Origin of the sequence: Escherichia sp. E4930 (assembly GCF_005845405.1) — a bacterium.
In the GTDB taxonomy this organism is placed as follows: domain Bacteria; phylum Pseudomonadota; class Gammaproteobacteria; order Enterobacterales; family Enterobacteriaceae; genus Escherichia.
In genome coordinates, this window is sequence record NZ_VCDZ01000009.1 from 13,892 (window position 1) to 39,612 (window position 25,721).

The window sequence follows — 25,721 nt, forward strand, 5'->3', positions numbered from 1 at the left end:
ACGATTACAGCAGAGAAGGGACGCTCTCGCGAACAGCTGCCGGCCATACACCACACTGAACCTGGCCGATATGCGGCAGTTGCAGCAGCAGCATAGTCAAACGAGACTGGCCGATACCGCCGCCGATGGTCTGCGGCATTTCACCGCGCAACAGCGCCTGATGCCATTCCAGCTGCAGACGATCTTCATCACCGGTCAGCGCCAGTTGATGCTTCAGTGTGTCGGCATCCACGCGGATCCCCATGGAAGAAAGCTCAAACGCATCTTCCAGTACCGGGTTCCATACCAGAATATCGCCGTTCAGACCCGCATGACCCAGCTCTGATGGGGTGCTCCAGTCATCATAATCCGGTGCGCGCACGTCGTGGCGATGACCATCACTCAGCTTGCCACCAATCCCGACGAGGAATACCGCGCCAAGATCTTTCGCAATCGCCCGCTCACGCCCTTTGGCATCGAGATCCGGATAACGAGCCAGTAACTCCTGGCTGTGTACGAAGTGGATCTGATCCGGCAGGAACGGTGCCAGACCAAACTCTTCGCTAACAGCAGCTTCGGTTGCTTTAATTCCCGCCCAGATCGCCTCTACTGTGCTTTTCAGAGTGGAGAATTGACGCTCACCGTCGCCCATTACACGTTCCCAGTCCCACTGGTCAACATAGACCGAGTGCAGCGGGGAAAGACGGTCTTCATCGGGGCGAAGGGCTTTCATGTGCGTGTACAGCCCTTCGCCCACGCTGAAGTCGTGTTGCCCTAATGTCTGACGTTTCCACTTCGCCAGTGAATGAACCACTTCGAACTGGGCATCAGGCAGAGCTTTCACTTTTACCTGTACCGCTTTTTCACAGCCCGACAAGTTATCCTGCGTGCCATCCCCCACACGGCTAAGAATCGGCGCCTGGACTTCAATCAGCCCTAAGCGTTCTTCCAGTTGACGAGAAAAGTGAGATTTCACGAAGCTAATTTGACGTTGTTTGGCAATGTAAGCGGTTTTCATTTTTTATACTCCTGCGTCCTGTTGCTTATGATTAAGCAACAAAAACCGACACACATGCAATAATCATTCAATAAAAAGCCTAACTCACTTTTGATTCGTCAAAAAAGAAGGCTAAAATAGAATAAATCATCAATACACATAAGAAAATCCTATGGAAAATTATCTGATCGACAATCTGGACCGCGGCATCCTGGAAGCGTTAATGGGCAATGCACGCACCGCTTACGCCGAACTGGCGAAACAATTTGGCGTAAGCCCGGGGACGATTCACGTTCGTGTAGAGAAAATGAAGCAGGCGGGGATCATTACCGGCGCCCGTATCGACGTCAGCCCAAAACAGCTCGGTTATGACGTAGGCTGTTTTATCGGCATTATCCTGAAGAGCGCAAAAGACTATCCTTCCGCGCTGGCAAAGCTGGAAAGTCTCGACGAAGTCACCGAAGCCTATTACACCACCGGCCACTACAGCATCTTTATAAAAGTGATGTGCCGTTCGATCGATGCTCTCCAGCATGTACTTATCAACAAGATCCAAACAATTGATGAAATTCAGTCCACCGAGACATTGATCGTCCTGCAGAACCCGATCATGCGTACCATTAAGCCCTGATCAGCTTTTTTAATCCCATACTTTTCCACAGGTAGATCCCAGCGCGTTCACAGCGTACAATACGCCACTCTTAATAAAGGTGGCGGTTTATGGCAGATATCACTCTTATCAGCGGCAGCACCCTGGGCGGTGCCGAATATGTAGCAGAACACCTGGCTGAAAAGCTGGAAGAGGCGGGTTTTACCACCGAAACGCTGCACGGTCCGCTGTTAGAAGATTTATCTGCCTCTGGGATCTGGCTGGTTATCAGTTCAACCCACGGTGCCGGAGACATTCCGGACAACCTTTCTCCTTTCTATGAAGCATTGCAGGAACAAAAGCCCGATCTTTCTGCGGTGCGCTTTGGCGCAATCGGTATTGGCAGTCGTGAATACGACACTTTTTGTGGGGCCATCGATAAACTCGAGGCAGAACTCAAAAATTCCGGAGCCAAACAGATTGGTGAAACACTGAAGATCAACATCCTTGATCACGACATTCCGGAAGATCCGGCAGAAGAATGGCTGGGATCGTGGATTAATTTACTCAAATAAGTATACAGATCGTGCGATCTACTGTGGATAACTCTGTCAGGAAGCTTGGATCAACCGGTAGTTATCCAAAGAACAACTGTTGTTCAGTTTTTGAGTTGTGTATAACCCCTCATTCTGATCCCAGCTTATACTGTCCAGGATCACCGATCATTCACAGTTAATGATCCTTTCCAGGTTGTTGATCTTAAAAGCCGGATCCTTGTTATCCACAGGGCAGTGCGATCCTAATAAGAGATCACAATAGAACAGATCTCTAAATAAATAGATCTTCTTTTTAATACCCAGGATCCCGGGTCTTTCTCAAGCCGACAAAGTTGAGTAGAATCCACGGCCCGGGCTTCAATCCATTTTCATACCGCGTTATGCGAGGCAATCACCATGTTTTATCCGGATCCTTTTGACGTCATCATCATTGGCGGGGGTCATGCAGGCACCGAGGCTGCGATGGCCGCGGCGCGTATGGGTCAACAGACTCTGCTTTTGACACACAATATCGACACTCTGGGGCAGATGAGCTGCAACCCGGCGATCGGCGGTATTGGGAAGGGACATCTGGTAAAAGAAGTGGATGCACTCGGCGGTCTGATGGCGAAAGCGATCGATCAGGCAGGTATCCAGTTTAGGATACTAAACGCCAGCAAAGGGCCGGCGGTTCGCGCTACTCGCGCTCAGGCGGATCGTGTGCTCTATCGTCAGGCGGTACGCACGGCGCTGGAGAACCAACCGAATCTGATGATCTTCCAGCAGGCAGTTGAGGATCTTATTGTCGAAAACGATCGCGTGGTTGGTGCTGTCACCCAAATGGGACTGAAGTTCCGTGCCAAAGCCGTCGTGCTCACCGTTGGGACGTTCCTCGACGGTAAAATTCATATCGGTCTGGATAATTACAGCGGTGGCCGTGCTGGTGATCCGCCATCCATTCCGCTTTCTCGCCGTTTGCGTGAACTGCCGCTGCGCGTTGGTCGTCTGAAAACCGGGACGCCGCCGCGTATCGATGCGCGCACTATCGACTTCAGCGTGCTGGCGCAACAGCATGGCGATAACCCAATGCCGGTATTCTCGTTCATGGGCAATGCGGCCCAGCACCCCCAGCAGGTGCCGTGTTATATCACCCATACCAACGAGAAAACCCATGATGTGATCCGCAGTAATCTCGATCGTAGCCCAATGTACGCAGGGGTGATCGAAGGTGTCGGCCCACGCTACTGCCCGTCGATCGAAGACAAAGTCATGCGCTTCGCCGACAGAAATCAGCATCAGATCTTCCTTGAACCGGAAGGGTTGACCTCTAACGAAATTTATCCGAACGGTATCTCCACCAGCCTGCCGTTCGATGTGCAGATGCAAATCGTCCGCTCCATGCAGGGGATGGAAAACGCGAAGATCGTGCGTCCGGGTTATGCCATTGAGTATGACTTCTTCGATCCGCGTGACCTGAAACCGACGCTGGAGAGTAAGTTTATCCAGGGGCTGTTCTTTGCTGGTCAGATTAACGGCACTACCGGTTATGAAGAAGCCGCTGCGCAAGGTTTGCTGGCCGGTCTTAACGCTGCCCGTCTGTCCGCAGACAAAGAAGGTTGGGCGCCTGCGCGTTCTCAGGCTTATCTTGGTGTGCTGGTGGACGACCTCTGCACGCTGGGTACCAAAGAACCGTACCGTATGTTTACCTCCCGCGCAGAATATCGTCTGATGCTGCGCGAAGATAACGCGGATCTGCGTTTGACTGAAATCGGTCGTGAACTGGGTCTGGTAGATGACGAACGCTGGGCGCGCTTTAACGAGAAGCTTGAGAACATCGAGCGTGAGCGTCAGCGTCTGAAATCGACCTGGGTAACCCCGTCGGCGGAAGCTGCAGCCGAAGTGAATGCTCACCTGACTGCGCCGCTTTCCCGTGAAGCCAGCGGTGAAGATCTGCTGCGTCGTCCGGAAATGACGTATGAAAAATTAACCACGCTGACGCCGTTTTCCCCTGCGTTGACAGACGAACAGGCGGCGGAACAGGTTGAGATTCAGGTTAAATACGAAGGTTATATTGCGCGCCAGCAAGATGAGATCGAAAAGCAACAGCGTAACGAGAACACGCTGCTGCCTGCGACGCTGGATTACCGCCAGGTATCCGGTCTGTCTAACGAAGTGATCGCCAAACTTAACGATCACAAACCGGCCTCTATCGGTCAGGCTTCGCGTATTTCTGGCGTCACACCTGCGGCCATCTCCATTCTGCTGGTGTGGCTGAAAAAACAGGGTATGCTGCGTCGTAGCGCATAACGCATTCAAAATGCCAGGTAAGCACCCGCTTACCTGGCAACGCATCAAGAACAGGTAATCACCGTGCTCAACAAACTCTCTTCACTGCTGAAAGACGCAGGAATTTCGCTTACCGATCACCAGAAAAATCAGCTTATTGCCTACGTAAATATGCTGCATAAATGGAATAAGGCGTACAACCTGACCTCGGTCCGCGATCCTAACGAGATGCTGGTACGCCATATTCTCGACAGCATTGTCGTTGCTCCATATTTGCAAGGTGAGCGTTTTATCGATGTGGGAACCGGACCGGGGTTGCCTGGCATACCGCTTTCTATCGTGCGTCCTGAAGCCCATTTCACGCTGCTGGATAGCCTTGGTAAACGCGTGCGTTTCCTCCGTCAGGTGCAACATGAACTGAAACTGGAAAACATTGAACCAGTACAGAGCAGGGTAGAAGAGTTTCCGTCAGAGCCGCCGTTTGATGGCGTAATTAGCCGCGCTTTTGCGTCTTTGAACGATATGGTGAGCTGGTGCCATCATCTTCCTGGTGAGCAAGGCCGTTTTTATGCGTTGAAAGGTCAAATGCCGGAAGATGAAATCGCTTTGTTGCCTGAAGAATATCAGGTCGAATCAGTGGTTAAACTTCAGGTTCCCGCTCTGGATGGCGAACGTCATCTGGTGGTGATTAAAGCAAATAAAATTTAATTTTTATCAAAAAAATAATAAAAAATTGACCGGTTAGACTGTTAACAACAACCAGGTTTTCTACTGATATAACTGGTTACATTTAACGCCACGTTCACTATTTTGCATCAACAAAGTAACGTGGCTTTTTTGGTAAGCAGAAAATAAGTCATTAGTGAAAATATCAGGCTGCTAAAAATTAGCGCTAAGAACCATAATTGTCTGTTAAAGTTTTATTAAGAATGTCAATGGGGGGTTTTTGTTGTGTAAATGCTATTTGTGAAAAGAGTATCTGTTTTTAGACTGAAATATCAGAAGCTTGCAAAGGCATCATTTGCCAAGTAAATAAATATGCTACGGGTGAACATGCTCGATATGTGATCTGAAGCACGCTTTACCACTAGTGTTTACGCGTTATTTACAGTTTTTCATGATCCACCACGGTTAGCAGAAAAGTCGCAATTGTATGCACTGGAAAAATATTTAAACATTTATTCACCTTTTGGCTACTTATTGTTTGAAATCACGGGGGCGCACCGTATAATTTGACCGCTTTTTGATGCTTGACTCTAAGCCTTAAAGAAAGTTTTATACGACACGCGGCATACCTCGAAGGGAGCAGGAGTGAAAAACGTGATGTCTGTGTCGCTCTTGAGTCGAAACGTTGCTCGGAAGCTTCTGCTCGTTCAGTTACTGGTGGTGATAGCAAGTGGATTGCTGTTCAGCCTCAAAGACCCCTTCTGGGGCGTCTCTGCGTTAAGTGGAGGCCTGGCAGTCTTTCTGCCTAACGTTTTTTTTTATGATATTTGCCTGGCGTCACCAGGCGCATACACCAGCGAAAGGCCGGGTGGCCTGGACGTTCGCATTTGGCGAAGCTTTCAAAGTTCTGGCGATGTTGGTGTTACTGGTGGTGGCGTTGGCTGTTTTAAAGGCGGTATTCTTGCCGCTGATCGTTACGTGGGTTTTGGTGCTGGTGGTTCAGATACTGGCACCGGCTGTAATTAACAACAAAGGGTAAAAGGCATCATGGCTTCAGAAAATATGACGCCGCAGGATTACATAGGACACCACCTGAATAACCTTCAGCTGGACCTGCGTACATTCTCGCTGGTGGATCCGCATAACCCCCCAGCCACCTTCTGGACAATTAATATTGACTCCATGTTCTTCTCGGTGGTGCTGGGTCTGTTGTTCCTGGTTTTATTCCGTAGCGTAGCCAAAAAGGCGACCAGCGGTGTGCCAGGTAAGTTTCAGACCGCGATTGAGCTGGTGATCGGCTTTGTTAATGGTAGCGTGAAAGACATGTACCATGGCAAAAGCAAGCTGATTGCTCCGCTGGCCCTGACGATCTTCGTCTGGGTATTCCTGATGAACCTGATGGATTTACTGCCTATCGACCTGCTGCCGTACATTGCTGAACATGTACTGGGTCTGCCTGCACTGCGTGTGGTTCCGTCTGCGGACGTGAACGTAACGCTGTCTATGGCACTGGGCGTATTTATCCTGATTCTGTTCTACAGCATCAAAATGAAAGGCATCGGCGGCTTCACGAAAGAGTTGACGCTGCAGCCGTTCAATCACTGGGCGTTCATTCCTGTCAACTTAATCCTTGAAGGGGTAAGCCTGCTGTCCAAACCAGTTTCACTCGGTTTGCGACTGTTCGGTAACATGTATGCCGGTGAGCTGATTTTCATTCTGATTGCTGGTCTGTTGCCGTGGTGGTCACAGTGGATCCTGAATGTGCCGTGGGCCATTTTCCACATCCTGATCATTACGCTGCAAGCCTTCATCTTCATGGTTCTGACGATCGTCTATCTGTCGATGGCGTCTGAAGAACATTAATTTACCAACACTACTACGTTTTAACTGAAACAAACTGGAGACTGTCATGGAAAACCTGAATATGGATCTGCTGTACATGGCTGCCGCTGTGATGATGGGTCTGGCGGCAATCGGTGCTGCGATCGGTATCGGCATCCTCGGGGGTAAATTCCTGGAAGGCGCAGCGCGTCAACCTGATCTGATTCCTCTGCTGCGTACTCAGTTCTTTATCGTTATGGGTCTGGTGGATGCTATCCCGATGATCGCTGTAGGTCTGGGTCTGTACGTGATGTTCGCTGTCGCGTAGTAAGCGTTGCTTTTATTTAAAGAGCAATATCAGAACGTTAACTAAATAGAGGCATTGTGCTGTGAATCTTAACGCAACAATCCTCGGCCAGGCCATCGCGTTTGTCCTGTTCGTTCTGTTCTGCATGAAGTACGTATGGCCGCCATTAATGGCAGCCATCGAAAAACGTCAAAAAGAAATTGCTGACGGCCTTGCTTCCGCAGAACGAGCACATAAGGACCTTGACCTTGCAAAGGCCAGCGCGACCGACCAGCTGAAAAAAGCGAAAGCGGAAGCCCAGGTAATCATCGAGCAGGCGAACAAACGCCGCTCGCAGATTCTGGACGAAGCGAAAGCTGAGGCAGAACAGGAACGTACTAAAATCGTGGCCCAGGCGCAGGCGGAAATTGAAGCCGAGCGTAAACGTGCCCGTGAAGAGCTGCGTAAGCAAGTTGCTATCCTGGCTGTTGCTGGCGCCGAGAAGATCATCGAACGTTCCGTGGATGAAGCTGCTAACAGCGACATCGTGGATAAACTTGTCGCTGAACTGTAAGGAGGGAGGGGCTGATGTCTGAATTTATTACGGTAGCTCGCCCCTACGCCAAAGCAGCTTTTGACTTTGCCGTCGAACACCAAAGTGTAGAACGCTGGCAGGACATGCTGGCGTTTGCCGCCGAGGTAACCAAAAACGAACAGATGGCAGAGCTTCTCTCTGGTGCACTGGCGCCAGAAACGCTCGCCGAGTCGTTTATCGCAGTTTGTGGTGAGCAACTGGACGAAAACGGTCAGAACCTGATTCGGGTTATGGCTGAAAATGGTCGTCTTAACGCGCTCCCGGATGTTCTGGAGCAGTTTATTCACCTGCGTGCCGTGAGTGAGGCTACCGCTGAGGTAGACGTCATTTCCGCTGCTGCATTGAGTGAACAACAGCTCGCGAAAATTTCTGCTGCGATGGAAAAACGTCTGTCACGCAAAGTTAAGCTGAATTGCAAAATCGATAAGTCTGTAATGGCAGGCGTTATCATCCGAGCGGGTGATATGGTCATTGATGGCAGCGTACGCGGTCGTCTTGAGCGCCTTGCAGACGTCTTGCAGTCTTAAGGGGACTGGAGCATGCAACTGAATTCCACCGAAATCAGCGAACTGATCAAGCAGCGCATTGCTCAGTTCAATGTTGTGAGTGAAGCTCACAACGAAGGTACTATTGTTTCTGTAAGTGACGGTGTTATCCGCATTCACGGCCTGGCCGATTGTATGCAGGGTGAAATGATCTCCCTGCCGGGTAACCGTTACGCTATCGCACTGAACCTCGAGCGCGACTCTGTAGGTGCGGTTGTTATGGGTCCGTACGCTGACCTTGCCGAAGGCATGAAAGTTAAGTGTACTGGCCGTATCCTGGAAGTTCCGGTTGGCCGTGGCCTGCTGGGTCGTGTGGTTAACACTCTGGGTGCACCAATCGACGGTAAAGGTCCGCTGGATCACGACGGCTTCTCTGCTGTAGAAGCAATCGCTCCAGGCGTTATCGAACGTCAGTCCGTAGATCAGCCGGTACAGACCGGTTATAAAGCCGTTGACTCCATGATCCCAATCGGTCGTGGTCAGCGTGAATTGATCATCGGTGACCGTCAGACCGGTAAAACCGCACTGGCTATTGATGCCATCATCAACCAGCGCGATTCCGGTATCAAATGTATCTATGTCGCTATCGGCCAGAAAGCGTCCACCATTTCTAACGTGGTACGTAAACTGGAAGAGCACGGCGCACTGGCTAACACCATCGTTGTGGTAGCAACCGCGTCTGAATCCGCTGCACTGCAATACCTGGCGCCATATGCCGGTTGCGCAATGGGCGAATACTTCCGTGACCGCGGTGAAGATGCGCTGATCATTTACGATGACCTGTCTAAACAGGCTGTTGCTTACCGTCAGATCTCCCTGCTGCTCCGTCGTCCGCCAGGACGTGAAGCATTCCCGGGCGACGTATTCTACCTCCACTCTCGTCTGCTGGAGCGTGCTGCGCGTGTTAACGCCGAATACGTCGAAGCCTTCACCAAAGGTGAAGTGAAAGGGAAAACCGGTTCTCTGACTGCGCTGCCGATTATCGAAACTCAGGCGGGTGACGTTTCTGCGTTCGTTCCGACCAACGTAATCTCCATTACCGATGGTCAGATCTTCCTGGAAACCAACCTGTTCAACGCCGGTATTCGTCCTGCGGTTAACCCGGGTATTTCCGTATCCCGTGTTGGTGGTGCAGCACAGACCAAGATCATGAAAAAACTGTCCGGTGGTATCCGTACCGCTCTGGCACAGTATCGTGAACTGGCAGCGTTCTCTCAGTTTGCATCCGACCTTGACGATGCAACTCGTAAGCAGCTTGACCACGGTCAGAAAGTGACCGAACTGCTGAAACAGAAACAGTATGCGCCGATGTCTGTTGCGCAACAGTCTCTGGTTCTGTTCGCAGCAGAACGTGGTTACCTGGCGGATGTTGAACTGTCGAAAATCGGCAGCTTCGAAGCCGCTCTGTTGGCTTACGTCGACCGTGATCACGCTCCGTTGATGCAAGAGATCAACCAGACCGGTGGCTACAACGACGAAATCGAAGGCAAGCTGAAAGGCATCCTCGATTCCTTCAAAGCAACCCAATCCTGGTAACGTCTGGCGGCTTGCCTTAGGGCAGGCCGCAAGGCATTGAGGAGAAGCTCATGGCCGGCGCAAAAGAGATACGTAGTAAGATCGCAAGCGTCCAGAACACGCAAAAGATCACTAAAGCGATGGAGATGGTCGCCGCTTCCAAAATGCGTAAATCGCAGGATCGCATGGCGGCCAGCCGTCCTTATGCAGAAACCATGCGCAAAGTGATTGGTCACCTTGCGCACGGTAATCTGGAATATAAGCACCCATACCTGGAAGAACGCGACGTTAAACGCGTGGGCTACCTGGTGGTGTCGACCGACCGTGGTTTGTGCGGTGGTTTGAACATTAACCTGTTCAAAAAACTGCTGGCGGAAATGAAGACCTGGACCGACAAAGGCGTTCAATGCGACCTCGCAATGATCGGCTCGAAAGGTGTGTCGTTCTTCAGTTCCGTGGGCGGCAATGTTGTTGCCCAGGTTACAGGCATGGGAGATAACCCTTCCCTGTCCGAACTGATCGGTCCGGTAAAAGTGATGTTGCAGGCCTACGACGAAGGCCGTCTGGACAAGCTTTACATTGTCAGCAACAAATTTATTAACACCATGTCTCAGGTTCCGACCATCAGCCAGCTGCTGCCGTTACCGGCATCAGATGATGATGATCTGAAACATAAATCCTGGGATTACCTGTACGAACCCGATCCGAAGGCGTTGCTGGATACCCTGCTGCGTCGTTATGTCGAATCTCAGGTTTATCAGGGCGTGGTAGAAAACCTGGCCAGCGAGCAGGCCGCCCGTATGGTGGCGATGAAAGCCGCGACCGACAATGGCGGCAGCCTGATTAAAGAGCTGCAGTTGGTATACAACAAAGCTCGTCAGGCCAGCATTACTCAGGAACTCACCGAGATCGTCTCGGGGGCCGCCGCGGTTTAAACAGGTTATTTCGTAGAGGATTTAAGATGGCTACTGGAAAGATTGTCCAGGTAATCGGCGCCGTAGTTGACGTCGAATTCCCTCAGGATGCCGTACCGCGCGTGTACGATGCTCTTGAGGTGCAAAATGGTAATGAGCGTCTGGTGCTGGAAGTTCAGCAGCAGCTCGGCGGCGGTATCGTGCGTACCATCGCAATGGGTTCCTCCGACGGTCTGCGTCGCGGTCTGGATGTAAAAGACCTCGAACATCCGATCGAAGTCCCGGTAGGTAAAGCGACTCTGGGCCGTATCATGAACGTACTGGGCGAACCGGTCGACATGAAAGGCGAGATCGGTGAAGAAGAGCGTTGGGCGATTCACCGCGCAGCACCTTCCTACGAAGAGCTGTCAAACTCTCAGGAACTGCTGGAAACCGGTATCAAAGTTATCGACCTGATGTGTCCGTTCGCTAAGGGCGGTAAAGTTGGTCTGTTCGGTGGTGCGGGTGTAGGTAAAACCGTAAACATGATGGAGCTTATTCGTAACATCGCGATCGAGCACTCCGGTTACTCTGTGTTTGCGGGCGTAGGTGAACGTACTCGTGAGGGTAACGACTTCTACCACGAAATGACCGACTCCAACGTTATCGACAAAGTATCCCTGGTGTATGGCCAGATGAACGAGCCGCCGGGAAACCGTCTGCGCGTTGCTCTGACCGGTCTGACCATGGCTGAGAAATTCCGTGACGAAGGTCGTGACGTTCTGCTGTTCGTTGACAACATCTATCGTTACACCCTGGCCGGTACGGAAGTATCCGCACTGCTGGGCCGTATGCCTTCAGCGGTAGGTTATCAGCCGACCCTGGCGGAAGAGATGGGCGTTCTGCAGGAACGTATCACCTCCACCAAAACCGGTTCTATCACCTCCGTACAGGCAGTATACGTACCTGCGGATGACTTGACTGACCCGTCTCCGGCAACCACCTTTGCGCACCTTGACGCAACCGTGGTACTGAGCCGTCAGATCGCGTCTCTGGGTATCTACCCGGCCGTTGACCCGCTGGACTCCACCAGCCGTCAGCTGGACCCGCTGGTGGTTGGCCAGGAACACTACGACACTGCGCGTGGCGTTCAGTCCATCCTGCAACGTTATCAGGAACTGAAAGACATCATCGCCATCCTGGGTATGGATGAACTGTCTGAAGAAGACAAACTGGTGGTAGCGCGTGCTCGTAAGATCCAGCGCTTCCTGTCCCAGCCGTTCTTCGTGGCAGAAGTATTCACCGGTTCTCCGGGTAAATACGTCTCCCTGAAAGACACCATCCGTGGCTTTAAAGGCATCATGGAAGGCGAATACGATCACCTGCCGGAGCAGGCGTTCTACATGGTCGGTTCCATCGAAGAAGCTGTGGAAAAAGCCAAAAAACTTTAACGCCTTAATCGGAGGGTGATATGGCAATGACTTACCACCTGGACGTCGTCAGCGCAGAGCAACAAATGTTCTCTGGTCTGGTCGAGAAAATCCAGGTAACGGGTAGCGAAGGTGAACTGGGAATTTACCCGGGCCACGCACCGCTGCTCACCGCCATTAAGCCTGGTATGATTCGCATCGTGAAACAGCACGGTCACGAAGAGTTTATCTATCTGTCTGGCGGCATTCTTGAAGTGCAGCCTGGCAACGTGACCGTTCTGGCCGACACCGCAATTCGCGGACAGGATCTCGACGAAGCGCGAGCCATGGAAGCGAAACGTAAGGCTGAAGAGCACATTAGCAGCTCTCACGGCGACGTAGATTACGCTCAGGCGTCTGCGGAACTGGCCAAAGCGATCGCGCAGCTGCGCGTTATCGAGTTGACCAAAAAAGCGATGTAACACCGGCTTGAAAAGCACAAAAGCCAGTCTGGAAACAGGCTGGCTTTTTTTTCGCGCGCCGCAGCGAGATTGGTTCTGCTATATCCTGCGCATTTTTATATCCCGCAATTAAACTCATTTTTATAATTACGCGAAATCCTTCGCTGATTTTCCTGTTTATTCATTGATCGAAATAAGAGCAAAAACATCAGCCTGACGCTTAAATGAAGGTGGTGTCTTACTTTTATGAAGACAAAAGGCGTGACGATGGTCGAAAATGGCTCTTTCGCCAGCGGGGATAATCCGTTATTGAGCAATTTATCCCCTGTCCATTTCACGATGAAAAAAATGTAGTTTTTTCAATGTGAAGCGGTTTAAATTCGTTCTCAAATTACAGTCAGGACGCGTATGTTGAATAATGCTATGAGCGTAGTGATCCTTGCAGCAGGCAAAGGCACTCGCATGTATTCCGATCTTCCGAAAGTGCTGCATACCCTTGCCGGGAAAGCGATGGTTCAGCATGTCATTGATGCTGCGAATGAATTAGGCGCAGCGCACGTTCACCTGGTTTACGGCCACGGCGGCGATCTACTTAAACAGGCACTGAAAGACGACAACCTGAACTGGGTGCTTCAGGCAGAGCAACTGGGTACTGGTCATGCCATGCAGCAGGCTGCACCTTTCTTTGCCGATGACGAAGACATTTTAATGCTCTACGGCGACGTGCCGTTGATCTCTGTTGAAACACTCCAGCGCCTGCGTGATGCTAAACCGCAGGGCGGCATTGGCCTGCTGACAGTGAAACTGGATGATCCGACCGGTTATGGTCGTATTACCCGTGAAAACGGCAAAGTTACTGGTATTGTTGAACATAAAGATGCCACCGACGAGCAGCGTCAGATTCAGGAAATCAACACCGGCATTCTGATCGCCAACGGCGCAGATATGAAACGCTGGTTGGCGAAGCTGACCAACAATAACGCTCAGGGCGAATACTACATCACCGATATTATTTCGCTGGCGTATCAGGAAGGACGTGAAATCGTTGCCGTTCACCCGCAACGTTTAAGCGAAGTTGAAGGCGTGAATAACCGCCTGCAACTCTCTCGTCTGGAGCGCGCTTACCAGTCCGAACAGGCTGAAAAACTGTTGTTAGCAGGCGTTATGTTGCGCGATCCAGCCCGTTTTGATCTGCGCGGTACGCTAACTCACGGGCGCGATGTTGAAATTGATACTAACGTTATCATCGAGGGCAACGTTACTCTCGGTAATCGCGTGAAAATCGGCACCGGTTGCGTGATTAAAAACAGCGTGATTGGCGATGATTGCGAAATTAGCCCGTATACCGTAGTGGAAGATGCTAATCTGGCTGCGGCCTGTACCATCGGCCCGTTTGCGCGCCTGCGCCCCGGTGCTGAGTTGCTAGAAGGTGCACACGTCGGTAACTTCGTTGAGATGAAAAAAGCGCGTATGGGTAAAGGTTCGAAAGCCGGTCATCTGACTTACCTGGGCGATGCGGAGATCGGCGATAACGTTAACATCGGTGCGGGAACCATTACCTGCAACTATGATGGAGCGAATAAATTCAAAACCATTATCGGCGATGATGTATTTGTCGGTTCCGACACCCAGCTGGTGGCTCCAGTAACGGTGGGTAAAGGTGCGACGATTGCTGCCGGTACAACTGTGACGCGTAATGTTGGCGAAAACGCATTAGCTATCAGCCGCGTGCCGCAGTCGCAAAAAGAAGGCTGGCGTCGTCCGGCAAAGAAAAAGTAATTCTGGCTGGGTAAATCTGGCCTCCTGGGATGAGGAGATAACATAATCTCCCTCCCACAAGCAGTAACTATAAAAATAACCCCACTCTCTACAAGGCTCGGGGCGCCCGAAAAAACGGGCATACAGGTTGACCGACAACGATATAAACCGGAATCAAAAACTATGTGTGGAATTGTTGGCGCGATCGCGCAACGTGATGTAGCAGAAATCCTTCTTGAAGGTTTACGTCGTCTGGAATACCGCGGTTATGACTCTGCTGGTCTGGCCGTTGTTGACGCAGAAGGTCATATGACCCGTCTGCGTCGTCTCGGTAAAGTCCAGATGCTGGCTCAGGCAGCGGAAGAACATCCTCTGCATGGCGGCACGGGTATTGCTCACACTCGCTGGGCGACGCACGGCGAGCCTTCAGAAGTGAATGCGCATCCGCATGTTTCTGAACACATTGTGGTGGTGCATAACGGCATCATCGAAAACCATGAACCGCTGCGTGAAGAGTTAAAAGCGCGTGGTTATACCTTCGTGTCTGAAACCGACACCGAAGTTATTGCTCATCTGGTTAACTGGGAACTGAAACAGGGCGGCACTCTGCGTGAAGCTGTTCTGCGCGCTATTCCGCAGCTGCGTGGCGCTTATGGCACGGTAATTATGGATACCCGTCACCCGGATACCCTGTTGGCGGCACGTTCTGGTAGTCCGTTGGTGATTGGCCTCGGTATGGGCGAAAACTTTATCGCTTCTGACCAGCTGGCACTGCTGCCAGTGACTCGTCGCTTTATCTTCCTCGAAGAAGGCGATATTGCTGAAGTGACTCGCCGTTCGGTAACCATCTTCGATAAATCAGGCGCGGAAGTGAAACGTCAGGATATCGAATCCAATCTGCAATATGACGCGGGCGATAAAGGCATTTACCGTCACTACATGCAGAAAGAGATCTACGAACAGCCGAACGCGATCAAAAACACCCTTACCGGGCGTATCAGCCACGGCCAGGTGGATTTAAGCGAGCTGGGGCCGAACGCCGATGAACTGCTGTCGAAGGTTGAGCATATTCAGATCCTCGCCTGCGGTACTTCTTACAACTCCGGTATGGTTTCCCGTTACTGGTTTGAATCGCTGGCAGGTATTCCGTGCGACGTTGAAATCGCCTCTGAATTCCGCTATCGCAAATCTGCCGTGCGCCGTAACAGCCTGATGATCACCCTGTCGCAGTCTGGCGAAACCGCGGATACCCTGGCGGGCCTGCGTCTGTCGAAAGAGCTGGGATATTTGGGCTCGCTGGCAATCTGTAACGTTCCGGGTTCTTCTCTGGTACGTGAATCCGATCTGGCGCTGATGACTAATGCCGGTACTGAAATCGGCGTGGCGTCCACCAAAGCATTCACCACCCAGTTAACCGTATTGTTGATGCTGGTGGCGAAACTGTCTCGCCTGAAAGGTCTGGATGCCTCCATTGAGCATGATATCGTGCATGGTCTGCAGGCGCTGCCGAACCGTATTGAGCAGATGCTGTCTCAGGACAAACGCATTGAAGCCCTGGCGGAAGATTTCTCTGACAAGCATCACGCGCTGTTCCTGGGCCGTGGCGATCAGTACCCAATCGCGCTGGAAGGCGCATTGAAGCTGAAAGAGATCTCTTACATTCACGCTGAAGCCTACGCTGCAGGCGAACTGAAACACGGTCCGCTGGCGCTGATTGATGCCGATATGCCGGTTATCGTCGTTGCACCGAACAACGAACTGCTGGAAAAACTGAAATCCAACATTGAAGAAGTTCGTGCGCGTGGCGGTCAGTTGTACGTCTTCGCCGATCAGGATGCTGGTTTTGTCGGTAGCGATAACATGCACATCATCGAGATGCCGCATGTAGAAGAGGTGATTGCACCGATCTTCTACACCGTTCCGCTGCAGCTACTGGCTTACCATGTCGCGCTGATCAAAGGCACCGACGTTGACCAGCCGCGTAACCTGGCAAAATCGGTAACGGTTGAGTAAAACAGAACACGCATAATGAAAGGGTTGCCATCTGGCGGCCCTTTTTTTTCATAAATAACATTAATAAAATTATGATTTATATATTAGGCAATATGAATATATTCTGATTTGTTTTTAATGTCTGATTGCACACTTGATTTTATACATTTTTTATAATATTTAAATAATAAATTTATATTCAAATTCAAATAATTAATATTATTTTTAGCTAATTTTATTTCGTTGATGTAGTATGTCCGCGAATCATAAACACACTTATTAATATAAGTGATGATTCAGGTTAAAGGATATATTATATCAATGGAGTTTCTATGAAACGTAATATTATAGGTAGTGCACTCACTCTGGCTTCTTTAATGTTGGCCGGGCATGCACTGGCAGAGGATGGTGTTGTTCATTTTGTCGGTGAAATTGTCGACACTACTTGTGAAGTTACCTCCGATACAGCCGATCAAACCGTTCCACTGGGTAAAGTCAGCAAAAGCGCATTTTCAGGTGTAGGTAGTCTGGCGTCACCACAGCAGTTCAGTATTAAACTTGAAAAGTGCCCGGCAACCTACACTCAGGCAGCCGTTCGTTTTGATGGTACCGAAGCGCCTGGCGGAGACGGTGACCTGAAAGTAGGTACACCAATTACTGCGAGCGATCCGGGTGATTATACTGGCACAGGAGCTGCAATAGTTGCTACTGGCGTCGGCATCCGTATTTTTAACCAGTCCGATAATTCGCAGGTTAAACTTTATAACGACTCTGCTTATACCGCTATCGACGCTGAAGGCAAGGCAGAAATGAAGTTTATTGCACGCTATGTGGCAACCAATGTGACCGTAACGGCGGGTACGGCGAACGCTGATTCACAATTTACCGTCGAATATAAGAAATAATTTATCAAGGGCCTTTTTATTCAGTTGGCTTTGGCCAGGGAGTCGTTATGTCCAGAAAAAGTTGTTTAATCAGGCTCTTTAAAACAACAGTTTCATGTAAGTTATTTACCGCGATTATACTCAGTGTTTTTTTAGGCCAACCAGTATTAACCTATGCAGGTGTTGTCATTGGCGGTACGCGGGTAGTTTACTTAAGTAATAATGCCGATAAATCTATTTCTGTATTTAGCAAAGAAGAAAAAATACCTTACCTCATCCAGGCTTGGGTAGATCCGTTTAATAAAGAGGATAAAAGTAAAGCGCCGTTTACCGTTATTCCTCCGGTATCACGATTAGAACCCGCGCAAGAAAAAGTATTACGCATTATTCACACCAAAGGTGTGTCATTGCCTGATGATCGCGAGTCAGTCTTCTGGCTGAATATTAAAAATATTCCGCCCTCTGCGAGCAACAAAGCGGCGAACTCGCTAGAAATCGCAGTCAAAACGCGTATCAAGCTGTTCTGGCGACCAGCAAATATCCGCCTTATTCCCGAAGAGGCTGCACCGAAGGTGAAGTGGCGCCGGGAAGGGCGAAATCTCATAGCAGAGAATCCCAACCCAATTCATATCAGTGTGATGGATGTCATCGTTGATGGTCATGATGTGCCTCTCAACATGATCCGTCCTTTTGAAACGCTCACGTTACCTTTACCTGCTAATTCTGCGGGAGGCCAAATGACCTGGCGATTTATTAATGATTACGGCGCAGTCAGTGACCCGATAAAAATGATGCTGTAAGCAAGGGATAAGGATAGGCGTATTATGATGACGACCAGAATAGTGGTTGGCCTCACGGCAGGGACGTGTCTGATTTTCTCGCAAAGCCTGATGGCCGAGGTCAGTGTATTCAATCCGGCGCTTCTGGAAATCGACCATAAATCCGAAGTCGATATTCGTCAGTTTAACCGGGCAAATATGATGCCTCCTGGCGTTTATAGCGTTGATATTTTTATTAATGGGAAAATGTTTGAACGTCAGGATGTTACTTTTGTTCAGGATAACCCCGATGCCGATCTACACGCCTGCTTTATTGCCATTAAAAAAACGCTGGCCTCTTTTGGCGTAAAAGTTGATGCCTTGAAGTCGCTCAATAACGTGGATGAAACGACCTGCCTTGATCCTGCGCCACGTATTGAAGGCTCATCCTGGCAGTTCGACAGTGATAAATTACAACTGAATATATCCATTCCCCAAATCTACATGGACGCGATGGCTTTTGATTACATAAGCCCCACGCGTTGGGATGAGGGGATTAACGCGCTCACTATCAACTACGATTTTTCTGGTTCACATACCCTGCGTTCGGATTATGGTTCTGAGGAGACAGATACCAGTTATCTCAATTTGCGCAACGGGCTGAATATTGGGTCATGGCGGCTACGTAATTACAGTACCTTAAACACCACTGATGGTCGGGCGGAATACAACTCTATCAGCACCTGGATACAGCGTGATATTGCGGCATTAAGAAGCCAGATTATGATCGGCGATACGTGGACGGCGAGCGATATTTTTGACAGTACACAAATCCGCGGAGCACGCCTGTATACCGACAACGACATGTTACCTGCCAGCCAGAATGGGTTTGCGCCAGTAGTTCGGGGAATTGCAAAATCCAATGCCACTGTCATCATTCGCCAGAATGGCTACGTGATTTATCAATCTGCCGTTCCACAAGGTGCCTTTGAAATCACCGACCTCAACACTGCCAGCACAGGTGGCGATCTGGACGTGACTATCAAAGAAGAAGATGGTAGCGAACAACGATTCACTCAACCTTATGCCTCTTTGGCGATCCTCAAACGTGAAGGTCAGACCGATGTTGATGTCAGTGTGGGGGAATTGCGCGATGAAGATGGCTTTACCCCTGATGTTCTTCAGGCACAGATCCTTCATGGTTTTCCCCATGGTTTTACATTGTATGGTGGCATACAGGCTGCTGAAAATTATGGTTCTGCCGCTCTGGGCGTGGGTAAAGATCTAGGTTCTCTGGGCGCAATTTCTTTTGATGTGACACATGCCCGCGCGAAATTTAGTCATGATGATACGGAAACCGGTCAGTCTTATCGCTTTCTGTATTCGAAACGTTTTGATGATACGGATACCAGCTTGCGCCTGGTTGGCTATCGTTACTCCACCGAAGGCTATTATACCCTCAATGAATGGGCGTCCCGGCGTAATAATCCTGAAGATTTTTGGGAAACCGGTAACCGCCGCAGCCGTGTGGAAGGAACGCTAACGCAATCACTGGGCAGAGATTATGGCAACTTATATCTGACATTAAGTCGCCAACAGTACTGGCATACCGATGATGTTGAACGATTAATGCAATTTGGCTACAGCAGTAGCTGGAAGCGTCTCTCGTGGAACGTCTCCTGGAGTTATTCCAATACTGCCCGGCAGGGGACGGGTAACAACCATGCCAGTGATAACACCAGTGAGCAGATCTACATGCTCTCTTTATCTGTTCCTTTATCGGGCTGGTGGGGAAATAGTTACGCCACCTATTCTGTTTCACAAAACGATAATTCCGGTAGCTCACATCAACTTGGACTCAGTGGTACGGCTCTGGAGAGAAATAATCTTTCCTGGAATTTAATGCAGTCCTATAACAGCCGTGATGATGAAGTCGGCGGTAATATGTCACTGACCTATGACGGAACTTACGGCACAGTGAACGGCAGTTATAACTACAGCCAAAATTCCCAGCGACTTAATTATGGTATCAGGGGCGGCATTCTGGCGCACAGTGAAGGAGTAACGTTAAGCCAGGAATTGGGTGAAACAATCGCTCTCGTTAAAGCGCCAGGGGCCGCCGGTTTGGAAATCGATAATATGCGTGGTGCAGCAACGGACTGGCGTGGCTATACGGTCAAGACACAGCTAAACCCTTATGATGAAAACCGGGTAGCAATCAGCGATAACTATTTCTCGAAGTCGAATATAGAACTTGATAATACCGTCGTTACGATGGTTCCCACCCGTGGCGCGGTGGTTAAAGCAGAATTTGTTACCCACGTGGGCTATCGCGTTCTTTTCAGAGTAATGAATGCAAAAGGTAAGCCAGCACCTTTTGGCGCTATTGCTTCTGTACAAAATACAGCGCTGATTCAGGAATTGTCGGTGACCAGGGAGAACTTTATCTCTCGGGCCTTCCTGAAAAGGGGCAGGTGATGCTCTCCTGGGGTGAAAATGCCGTCACTAAATGCACCTTCGATTATTCCCTTTCAATACCAGAAAGCGAGAGCGGCTTAATTGAACAAGGTGTGACATGTCATTAAAAGGATTTTTATGAATAAGTATATTATACAGTGGTGCTTTGCTGTCTTTATCTTCTCCTTTAGTGGCGTGGCACTTGCAGCCCCGAAAGGTATTTGTACCCCTGATAATGGTGTATTTCATAGTTTACTTGATTTTTCAGGTTTTCTGATTACGGCAAACGAGAACAGAGTCGGAACGACATTTAATACCGTAGTGACAAACGGAGACTCTTATCCTGCACATTGTCATTGTGATACAGGAACAGTGGGAGAGTTTCCTTATATATATTATACAGCAAGAATAAACGATGCCTTAAGTTATGCGGGGGTTCACTCTAATGTAAAATACTATGACCTGAATCCTAACCTTGATGTAGGGATATCAATAGACATTCTTGGTGTAGGGTATATTAACGCCCCTTTTGAATATCAGGCCAACAGGCCTTCCGGTAAATACAAATGTGATCGCACTGAACCATTAAATGCTTCCAGCGGGGCAAAAGCGAGAATTTATTTTTATGTCAAGAAAACATTTGCGGGAAAATTGATTGTTCCTCAAACGCTTGTGGCGAAATTGTACGGAACTATAAGTAATGATACGCCGGTTGACTATTCGCAACCGATGGCTGATATTTATATTCGTGGTGATATCACCGCGCCGCAGAGTTGTGAAATTAATAACTTACAGACGATTAATTTTGATTTTAGAGAAATTCCAGCAGCAGATTTTTCATCTGTTGTCGGGAGTACAGTAACAACGCATAAAATTACTAAAACGGTCACTATTGAATGTGAAAATTTAGGCGTATTGAATACTGATGATATCAGTACCTCTTTTTATGCTACCGAACCCAGTACTGACAACTCAATGGTCGTGACATCAAACCCGAACGTTGGGATAAAAATTTATGATAAAAATAATAAGGAAATCAACGTTAACGGTGGTGAACTGCCGACAGATATGGGTAAATCAACCGTCCTTGGTGAAAAAGACGGTAGCGTCACTTTTTCTGCTGCTCCTGCAAGCCTCACGGGGGCTCGCCCCGCACCAGGAACATTTACCGCTACTGCAACGATAACGGTTGAGATTGTTCGCTAAACTAACTGGACAACGGCGCTTCCACTCGCCGTTGCCATCTTACGCATTTTTCCCGCTATTCTTTAACATGACATGACAAAAAGATGACATCGTTTTTCTTTTTGTTGGCCATGAAAATCAATAAGTTAATCAATAAACTTGCTTTGTCATAAAACTGTCATATTCCTTACATATAACTGTCACCTGTTTGTCCTATTTTGCTTCTCGTAGCCAACAAACAATGCTTTATGAATCCTCCCAGGAGACATTATGAAAGTTATGCGTACCACCGTCGCAACTGTTGTCGCCGCGACCTTATCGATGAGTGCTTTCTCTGTGTTTGCAGAAGCAAGCCTGACAGGCGCAGGTGCAACCTTCCCTGCGCCGGTGTATGCCAAATGGGCTGACACTTACCAGAAAGAAACCGGTAATAAAGTTAACTACCAGGGTATCGGTTCTTCTGGTGGCGTAAAACAGATTATCGCCAATACCGTTGATTTTGGTGCCTCTGACGCGCCGCTGTCTGACGAAAAACTGGCTCAGGAAGGTCTGTTCCAGTTCCCGACCGTGATTGGCGGCGTGGTGCTGGCGGTTAACTTACCGGGTCTGAAATCTGGCGAACTGGTGCTGGATGGTAAAACCCTCGGCGATATCTACCTGGGCAAAATTAAAAAGTGGGATGATGAAGCCATCGCCAAATTGAATCCGGGTCTGAAACTGCCTTCACAGAATATCGCTGTAGTGCGCCGTGCAGATGGCTCCGGGACTTCCTTCGTCTTCACCAGCTACCTGGCGAAAGTGAACGAAGAGTGGAAAAACAACGTTGGTACTGGCTCTACCGTAAAATGGCCGATTGGTCTGGGCGGTAAAGGTAACGACGGTATCGCCGCGTTCGTTCAGCGTCTGCCGGGTGCAATTGGTTACGTTGAATATGCTTACGCGAAGCAGAACAACCTGGCGTACACCAAACTGATCTCCGCTGACGGTAAACCGGTTAGTCCGACCGAAGAAAACTTCGCTAATGCAGCAAAAGGTGCAGACTGGAGCAAAACATTCGCTCAGGATCTGACCAACCAGAAAGGCGAAGATGCGTGGCCTATTACCTCTACCACGTTCATTCTGATCCACAAAGATCAGAAGAAACCAGAACAAGGCACAGAAGTGCTGAAGTTCTTCGACTGGGCGTACAAAACCGGGGCTAAACAGGCGAATGACCTGGATTATGCCAGTCTGCCGGATAGCGTAGTTGAACAGGTTCGCGCTGCGTGGAAGACCAATATTAAAGACAGTAGCGGTAAGCCGCTGTACTAATAAAACTCCAGGCCGGATGAGGCGTTAACGCCGCATCCGGCATTACAAAATGACTTTGTAAACGCGTTTAACTGAAGAGTAACTTATGGCTGCAACCAAGCCTGCTTTTAACCCACCGGGTAAAAAGGGCGACATAATTTTCAGCGTGCTGGTAAAACTGGCGGCGCTGATTGTGCTATTGATGTTGGGTGGCATTATTGTCTCTCTGATCATCTCCTCCTGGCCGAGCATTCAGAAATTTGGTCTGGCTTTCCTGTGGACCAAAGAGTGGGATGCACCGAACGATATCTACGGGGCGCTGGTGCCGATCTACGGTACGTTGGTAACTTCGTTTATCGCGCTGCTGATCGCCGTCCCGGTGAGTTTCGGTATCGCCCTGTTCCTGACCGAGCTTGCGCCTGGCTGGCTGAAGCGCCCGCTGGGTATCGCCATTGAGCTGCTGGCAGCCATTCCAAGTATCGTTTACGGCATGTGGGGCCTGTTTATCTTCGCGCCGCTGTTTGCTGTTTACTTCCAGGAGCCGGTCGGCAATATCATGTCGAATATCCCGATTGTCGGCGCGCTGTTCTCCGGCCCGGCCTTTGGTATCGGTATCCTCGCAGCAGGCGTGATCCTCGCCATCATGATCATTCCGTACATTGCGGCGGTAATGCGCGATGTGTTCGAACAAACCCCGGTGATGATGAAAGAGTCGGCCTACGGTATTGGCTGCACCACCTGGGAAGTTATCTGGCGTATTGTTCTTCCGTTCACCAAAAATGGGGTAATCGGCGGCATTATGCTGGGTCTGGGGCGCGCGCTCGGTGAAACGATGGCGGTGACCTTTATCATCGGTAACACCTACCAGCTCGACAGCGCCTCGCTGTACATGCCGGGCAACAGTATCACCTCTGCACTGGCCAACGAATTTGCCGAAGCGGAATCCGGTCTGCACGTTGCCGCACTGATGGAACTGGGCCTGATCCTGTTTGTGATTACCTTCATCGTCCTCGCCGCATCGAAGTTTATGATTATGCGCCTGGCTAAGAATGAGGGGGCACGCTAATGGCTATGGTTGAAATGCAAACCACTGCGGCGCTGGCAGAATCCCGCCGCAAAATGCAGGCGCGTCGCCGCCTCAAAAATCGTATTGCACTGACGCTCTCGATGGCGACGATGGCCTTCGGTCTGTTCTGGCTGATCTGGATTTTAATGTCCACCATCACTCGCGGTATCGATGGTATGTCGCTGGCGCTGTTCACTGAAATGACGCCGCCGCCAAATACGGAAGGCGGTGGTCTGGCGAACGCCTGGCGGGTAGCGGGCTGTTAATTTTGTGGGCCACGGTATTCGGTACGCCGCTGGGCATTATGGCGGGGATTTATCTGGCGGAATATGGTCGTAAATCCTGGCTGGCAGAAGTGATTCGCTTTATTAACGACATTCTGCTCTCCGCGCCGTCGATTGTGGTTGGTCTGTTTGTTTACACCATCGTGGTGGCGCAGATGGAGCACTTCTCCGGCTGGGCGGGTGTGATTGCACTGGCGCTGTTACAGGTGCCGATTGTTATCCGCACCACCGAGAACATGCTGAAACTGGTGCCGGACAGCCTGCGTGAAGCGGCTTATGCGCTGGGTACGCCGAAGTGGAAGATGATCTCCGCGATTACGCTGAAAGCGTCGGTGTCCGGGATTATGACCGGTATCCTGCTGGCGATTGCCCGTATTGCTGGTGAAACCGCGCCGCTGCTGTTTACCGCGCTCTCCAACCAGTTCTGGAGCACGGACATGATGCAACCGATCGCCAACCTGCCGGTGACGATCTTTAAGTTTGCGATGAGTCCGTTTGCGGAATGGCAGCAACTGGCCTGGGCCGGGGTGTTGATCATTACCCTGTGCGTACTGCTGCTGAACATTCTGGCGCGCGTTGTTTTTGCGAAGAATAAACACGGTTAACACTTTGCCGGATGCGGCGTGAACGCCTTATCCGGCCTACGGTAAGCCTGATTCGCGAAGTGCATCAGGCACGATGAGGAAAAGATTGCAATGAGTATGGTTGAAACTGCCCCGAGTAAAATTCAGGTTCGTAATTTGAACTTCTACTACGGCAAATTCCATGCCCTGAAAAACATCAACCTGGATATCGCTAAAAACCAGGTTACGGCGTTTATCGGGCCGTCCGGCTGCGGTAAATCGACGCTGCTGCGTACCTTCAACAAAATGTTTGAACTGTATCCAGAGCAGCGCGCGGAAGGTGAAATTCTGCTCGATGGCGACAACATTCTGACCAACACTCAGGATATCGCTCTGCTGCGTGCGAAAGTGGGCATGGTGTTTCAGAAACCGACGCCGTTCCCGATGTCCATTTACGACAACATCGCTTTTGGCGTGCGTCTGTTTGAGAAGCTCTCCCGTGCTGACATGGACGAGCGAGTGCAGTGGGCATTGACCAAAGCTGCATTGTGGAACGAAACCAAAGATAAATTGCACCAGAGCGGTTACTCTCTCTCTGGCGGTCAGCAACAGCGTCTGTGTATTGCGCGTGGTATCGCCATTCGCCCGGAAGTGCTGCTGCTCGACGAACCGTGTTCGGCGCTCGACCCCATCTCTACCGGGCGTATTGAAGAGCTGATCACCGAACTGAAGCAGGATTACACCGTGGTGATCGTCACCCACAACATGCAGCAGGCTGCGCGTTGTTCCGACCACACGGCGTTTATGTATCTGGGCGAATTGATTGAGTTCAGCAACACGGACGATCTGTTCACCAAGCCAGCGAAGAAACAAACAGAAGACTACATCACCGGTCGTTACGGTTGA

Annotated in this window: 21 protein-coding genes and 3 pseudogenes; 23 read left to right on the forward strand and 1 reads right to left on the reverse strand. The window is 50.1% G+C overall.

Annotation, left to right across the window (positions count from 1 at the left end; translation table 11 throughout):
- Window positions 1–4: 4 nt before the first annotated feature.
- Window positions 5–997, reverse strand: a complete 993-nt coding sequence (asnA, locus tag FFT88_RS12795) for an aspartate--ammonia ligase (RefSeq protein WP_046081397.1) — start codon at window positions 995–997, stop codon at window positions 5–7.
- Window positions 998–1,148: 151 nt separating this feature from the next.
- Here asnA and asnC point away from each other — a divergent pair, with 151 nt between their 5' ends.
- The 23 genes and pseudogenes from asnC (at window position 1,149) to pstB (ending at window position 25,721) form a co-directional block, all read left to right on the forward strand.
- Window positions 1,149–1,607, forward strand: coding sequence for a transcriptional regulator AsnC (gene asnC / locus FFT88_RS12800; protein ID WP_000432970.1), 459 nt, complete (start codon window positions 1,149–1,151; stop codon window positions 1,605–1,607).
- Between the two features lie 89 nt (window positions 1,608–1,696).
- Window positions 1,697–2,140 (forward strand): FMN-binding protein MioC, encoded by a 444-nt coding sequence (gene mioC / locus FFT88_RS12805; RefSeq protein WP_130206832.1) that lies wholly within the window; start codon window positions 1,697–1,699, stop codon window positions 2,138–2,140.
- 378 nt (window positions 2,141–2,518) lie between these two features.
- Window positions 2,519–4,408 carry a tRNA uridine-5-carboxymethylaminomethyl(34) synthesis enzyme MnmG gene (mnmG, locus tag FFT88_RS12810; RefSeq protein WP_130206830.1) on the forward strand — a complete coding sequence of 630 codons (1,890 nt, stop codon included), beginning with the start codon at window positions 2,519–2,521 and terminating at the stop codon, window positions 4,406–4,408.
- 63 nt (window positions 4,409–4,471) lie between these two features.
- A complete protein-coding gene (gene rsmG / locus FFT88_RS12815; RefSeq protein ID WP_033804388.1) occupies window positions 4,472–5,095 on the forward strand; it encodes a 16S rRNA (guanine(527)-N(7))-methyltransferase RsmG in 624 nt (207 codons plus the stop codon).
- A gap of 615 nt (window positions 5,096–5,710) precedes the next feature.
- A pseudogene (atpI, locus tag FFT88_RS12820) lies at window positions 5,711–6,092 on the forward strand (F0F1 ATP synthase subunit I).
- 8 nt (window positions 6,093–6,100) lie between these two features.
- Window positions 6,101–6,916: a F0F1 ATP synthase subunit A gene (gene atpB, locus FFT88_RS12825; RefSeq protein WP_000135618.1), complete on the forward strand. Its 816-nt coding sequence runs from the start codon at window positions 6,101–6,103 to the stop codon at window positions 6,914–6,916.
- Between the two features lie 46 nt (window positions 6,917–6,962).
- A complete protein-coding gene (gene atpE / locus FFT88_RS12830) occupies window positions 6,963–7,202 on the forward strand; it encodes a F0F1 ATP synthase subunit C (protein WP_000429386.1) in 240 nt (79 codons plus the stop codon).
- A 61-nt stretch (window positions 7,203–7,263) separates the two neighbouring features.
- The gene (atpF, locus tag FFT88_RS12835) at window positions 7,264–7,734 is read left to right on the forward strand and encodes a F0F1 ATP synthase subunit B (protein ID WP_001052219.1); all 471 of its coding nucleotides are present in this window, start codon (window positions 7,264–7,266) and stop codon (window positions 7,732–7,734) included.
- 14 nt (window positions 7,735–7,748) lie between these two features.
- A complete protein-coding gene (atpH, locus tag FFT88_RS12840) occupies window positions 7,749–8,282 on the forward strand; it encodes a F0F1 ATP synthase subunit delta (protein WP_001288587.1) in 534 nt (177 codons plus the stop codon).
- 12 nt (window positions 8,283–8,294) lie between these two features.
- Complete coding sequence (atpA, locus tag FFT88_RS12845) at window positions 8,295–9,836, forward strand: F0F1 ATP synthase subunit alpha (protein ID WP_001176745.1); 1,542 nt, start codon at window positions 8,295–8,297, stop codon at window positions 9,834–9,836.
- Window positions 9,837–9,886: 50 nt separating this feature from the next.
- Window positions 9,887–10,750, forward strand: coding sequence for a F0F1 ATP synthase subunit gamma (atpG, locus tag FFT88_RS12850; protein ID WP_130215078.1), 864 nt, complete (start codon window positions 9,887–9,889; stop codon window positions 10,748–10,750).
- 26 nt (window positions 10,751–10,776) lie between these two features.
- Window positions 10,777–12,159 (forward strand): F0F1 ATP synthase subunit beta, encoded by a 1,383-nt coding sequence (atpD, locus tag FFT88_RS12855; protein WP_000190506.1) that lies wholly within the window; start codon window positions 10,777–10,779, stop codon window positions 12,157–12,159.
- A gap of 20 nt (window positions 12,160–12,179) precedes the next feature.
- Complete coding sequence (locus FFT88_RS12860; RefSeq protein WP_001251965.1) at window positions 12,180–12,599, forward strand: F0F1 ATP synthase subunit epsilon; 420 nt, start codon at window positions 12,180–12,182, stop codon at window positions 12,597–12,599.
- A gap of 387 nt (window positions 12,600–12,986) precedes the next feature.
- Window positions 12,987–14,357: a bifunctional UDP-N-acetylglucosamine diphosphorylase/glucosamine-1-phosphate N-acetyltransferase GlmU gene (gene glmU / locus FFT88_RS12865; RefSeq protein WP_135403728.1), complete on the forward strand. Its 1,371-nt coding sequence runs from the start codon at window positions 12,987–12,989 to the stop codon at window positions 14,355–14,357.
- A gap of 162 nt (window positions 14,358–14,519) precedes the next feature.
- Window positions 14,520–16,349 carry a glutamine--fructose-6-phosphate transaminase (isomerizing) gene (gene glmS, locus FFT88_RS12870; RefSeq protein ID WP_130215082.1) on the forward strand — a complete coding sequence of 610 codons (1,830 nt, stop codon included), beginning with the start codon at window positions 14,520–14,522 and terminating at the stop codon, window positions 16,347–16,349.
- Between the two features lie 311 nt (window positions 16,350–16,660).
- Window positions 16,661–17,233 (forward strand): long polar fimbria major subunit LpfA-O113, encoded by a 573-nt coding sequence (lpfA-O113, locus tag FFT88_RS12875; RefSeq protein WP_135403727.1) that lies wholly within the window; start codon window positions 16,661–16,663, stop codon window positions 17,231–17,233.
- A gap of 47 nt (window positions 17,234–17,280) precedes the next feature.
- Entirely contained in the window at window positions 17,281–18,012 is a 732-nt protein-coding gene (lpfB-O113, locus tag FFT88_RS12880) for a long polar fimbrial chaperone LpfB-O113 (protein WP_135403726.1), read from the forward strand.
- Window positions 18,013–18,036: 24 nt separating this feature from the next.
- A pseudogene (gene lpfC-O113, locus FFT88_RS12885) lies at window positions 18,037–20,555 on the forward strand (long polar fimbrial usher protein LpfC-O113).
- A gap of 10 nt (window positions 20,556–20,565) precedes the next feature.
- Window positions 20,566–21,633: a fimbrial protein gene (locus FFT88_RS12890; protein ID WP_130222517.1), complete on the forward strand. Its 1,068-nt coding sequence runs from the start codon at window positions 20,566–20,568 to the stop codon at window positions 21,631–21,633.
- 249 nt (window positions 21,634–21,882) lie between these two features.
- Window positions 21,883–22,923 (forward strand): phosphate ABC transporter substrate-binding protein PstS, encoded by a 1,041-nt coding sequence (pstS, locus tag FFT88_RS12895; protein WP_000867162.1) that lies wholly within the window; start codon window positions 21,883–21,885, stop codon window positions 22,921–22,923.
- An 85-nt stretch (window positions 22,924–23,008) separates the two neighbouring features.
- On the forward strand, window positions 23,009–23,968 hold the full coding sequence (gene pstC, locus FFT88_RS12900; RefSeq protein ID WP_000741620.1) for a phosphate ABC transporter permease PstC: 960 nt from the start codon (window positions 23,009–23,011) through the stop codon (window positions 23,966–23,968).
- Window positions 23,968–24,857, forward strand: a pseudogene (gene pstA, locus FFT88_RS12905) (phosphate ABC transporter permease PstA). Before pstC ends, pstA begins: the two are co-directional and overlap by 1 nt.
- Window positions 24,858–24,947: 90 nt before the next feature.
- Entirely contained in the window at window positions 24,948–25,721 is a 774-nt protein-coding gene (gene pstB / locus FFT88_RS12910; protein WP_000063126.1) for a phosphate ABC transporter ATP-binding protein PstB, read from the forward strand.

Excerpts from the sequence above, each read along its gene's own strand:
- asnA (WP_046081397.1), bottom strand. The coding sequence starts at position 997 with ATGAAAACCGCTTACATTGCCAAACAACGTCAAATTAGCTTCGTGAAA.
- asnC (WP_000432970.1), top strand. The coding sequence starts at position 1,149 with ATGGAAAATTATCTGATCGACAATCTGGACCGCGGCATCCTGGAAGCG.
- mioC (WP_130206832.1), top strand. The coding sequence starts at position 1,697 with ATGGCAGATATCACTCTTATCAGCGGCAGCACCCTGGGCGGTGCCGAA.
- mnmG (WP_130206830.1), top strand. The coding sequence starts at position 2,519 with ATGTTTTATCCGGATCCTTTTGACGTCATCATCATTGGCGGGGGTCAT.
- atpB (WP_000135618.1), top strand. The coding sequence starts at position 6,101 with ATGGCTTCAGAAAATATGACGCCGCAGGATTACATAGGACACCACCTG.
- atpE (WP_000429386.1), top strand. The coding sequence starts at position 6,963 with ATGGAAAACCTGAATATGGATCTGCTGTACATGGCTGCCGCTGTGATG.
- atpH (WP_001288587.1), top strand. The coding sequence starts at position 7,749 with ATGTCTGAATTTATTACGGTAGCTCGCCCCTACGCCAAAGCAGCTTTT.
- atpA (WP_001176745.1), top strand. The coding sequence starts at position 8,295 with ATGCAACTGAATTCCACCGAAATCAGCGAACTGATCAAGCAGCGCATT.
- atpG (WP_130215078.1), top strand. The coding sequence starts at position 9,887 with ATGGCCGGCGCAAAAGAGATACGTAGTAAGATCGCAAGCGTCCAGAAC.
- atpD (WP_000190506.1), top strand. The coding sequence starts at position 10,777 with ATGGCTACTGGAAAGATTGTCCAGGTAATCGGCGCCGTAGTTGACGTC.
- FFT88_RS12860 (WP_001251965.1), top strand. The coding sequence starts at position 12,180 with ATGGCAATGACTTACCACCTGGACGTCGTCAGCGCAGAGCAACAAATG.
- glmU (WP_135403728.1), top strand. The coding sequence starts at position 12,987 with ATGTTGAATAATGCTATGAGCGTAGTGATCCTTGCAGCAGGCAAAGGC.
- glmS (WP_130215082.1), top strand. The coding sequence starts at position 14,520 with ATGTGTGGAATTGTTGGCGCGATCGCGCAACGTGATGTAGCAGAAATC.
- lpfA-O113 (WP_135403727.1), top strand. The coding sequence starts at position 16,661 with ATGAAACGTAATATTATAGGTAGTGCACTCACTCTGGCTTCTTTAATG.
- lpfB-O113 (WP_135403726.1), top strand. The coding sequence starts at position 17,281 with ATGTCCAGAAAAAGTTGTTTAATCAGGCTCTTTAAAACAACAGTTTCA.
- FFT88_RS12890 (WP_130222517.1), top strand. The coding sequence starts at position 20,566 with ATGAATAAGTATATTATACAGTGGTGCTTTGCTGTCTTTATCTTCTCC.
- pstS (WP_000867162.1), top strand. The coding sequence starts at position 21,883 with ATGAAAGTTATGCGTACCACCGTCGCAACTGTTGTCGCCGCGACCTTA.
- pstC (WP_000741620.1), top strand. The coding sequence starts at position 23,009 with ATGGCTGCAACCAAGCCTGCTTTTAACCCACCGGGTAAAAAGGGCGAC.
- pstB (WP_000063126.1), top strand. The coding sequence starts at position 24,948 with ATGAGTATGGTTGAAACTGCCCCGAGTAAAATTCAGGTTCGTAATTTG.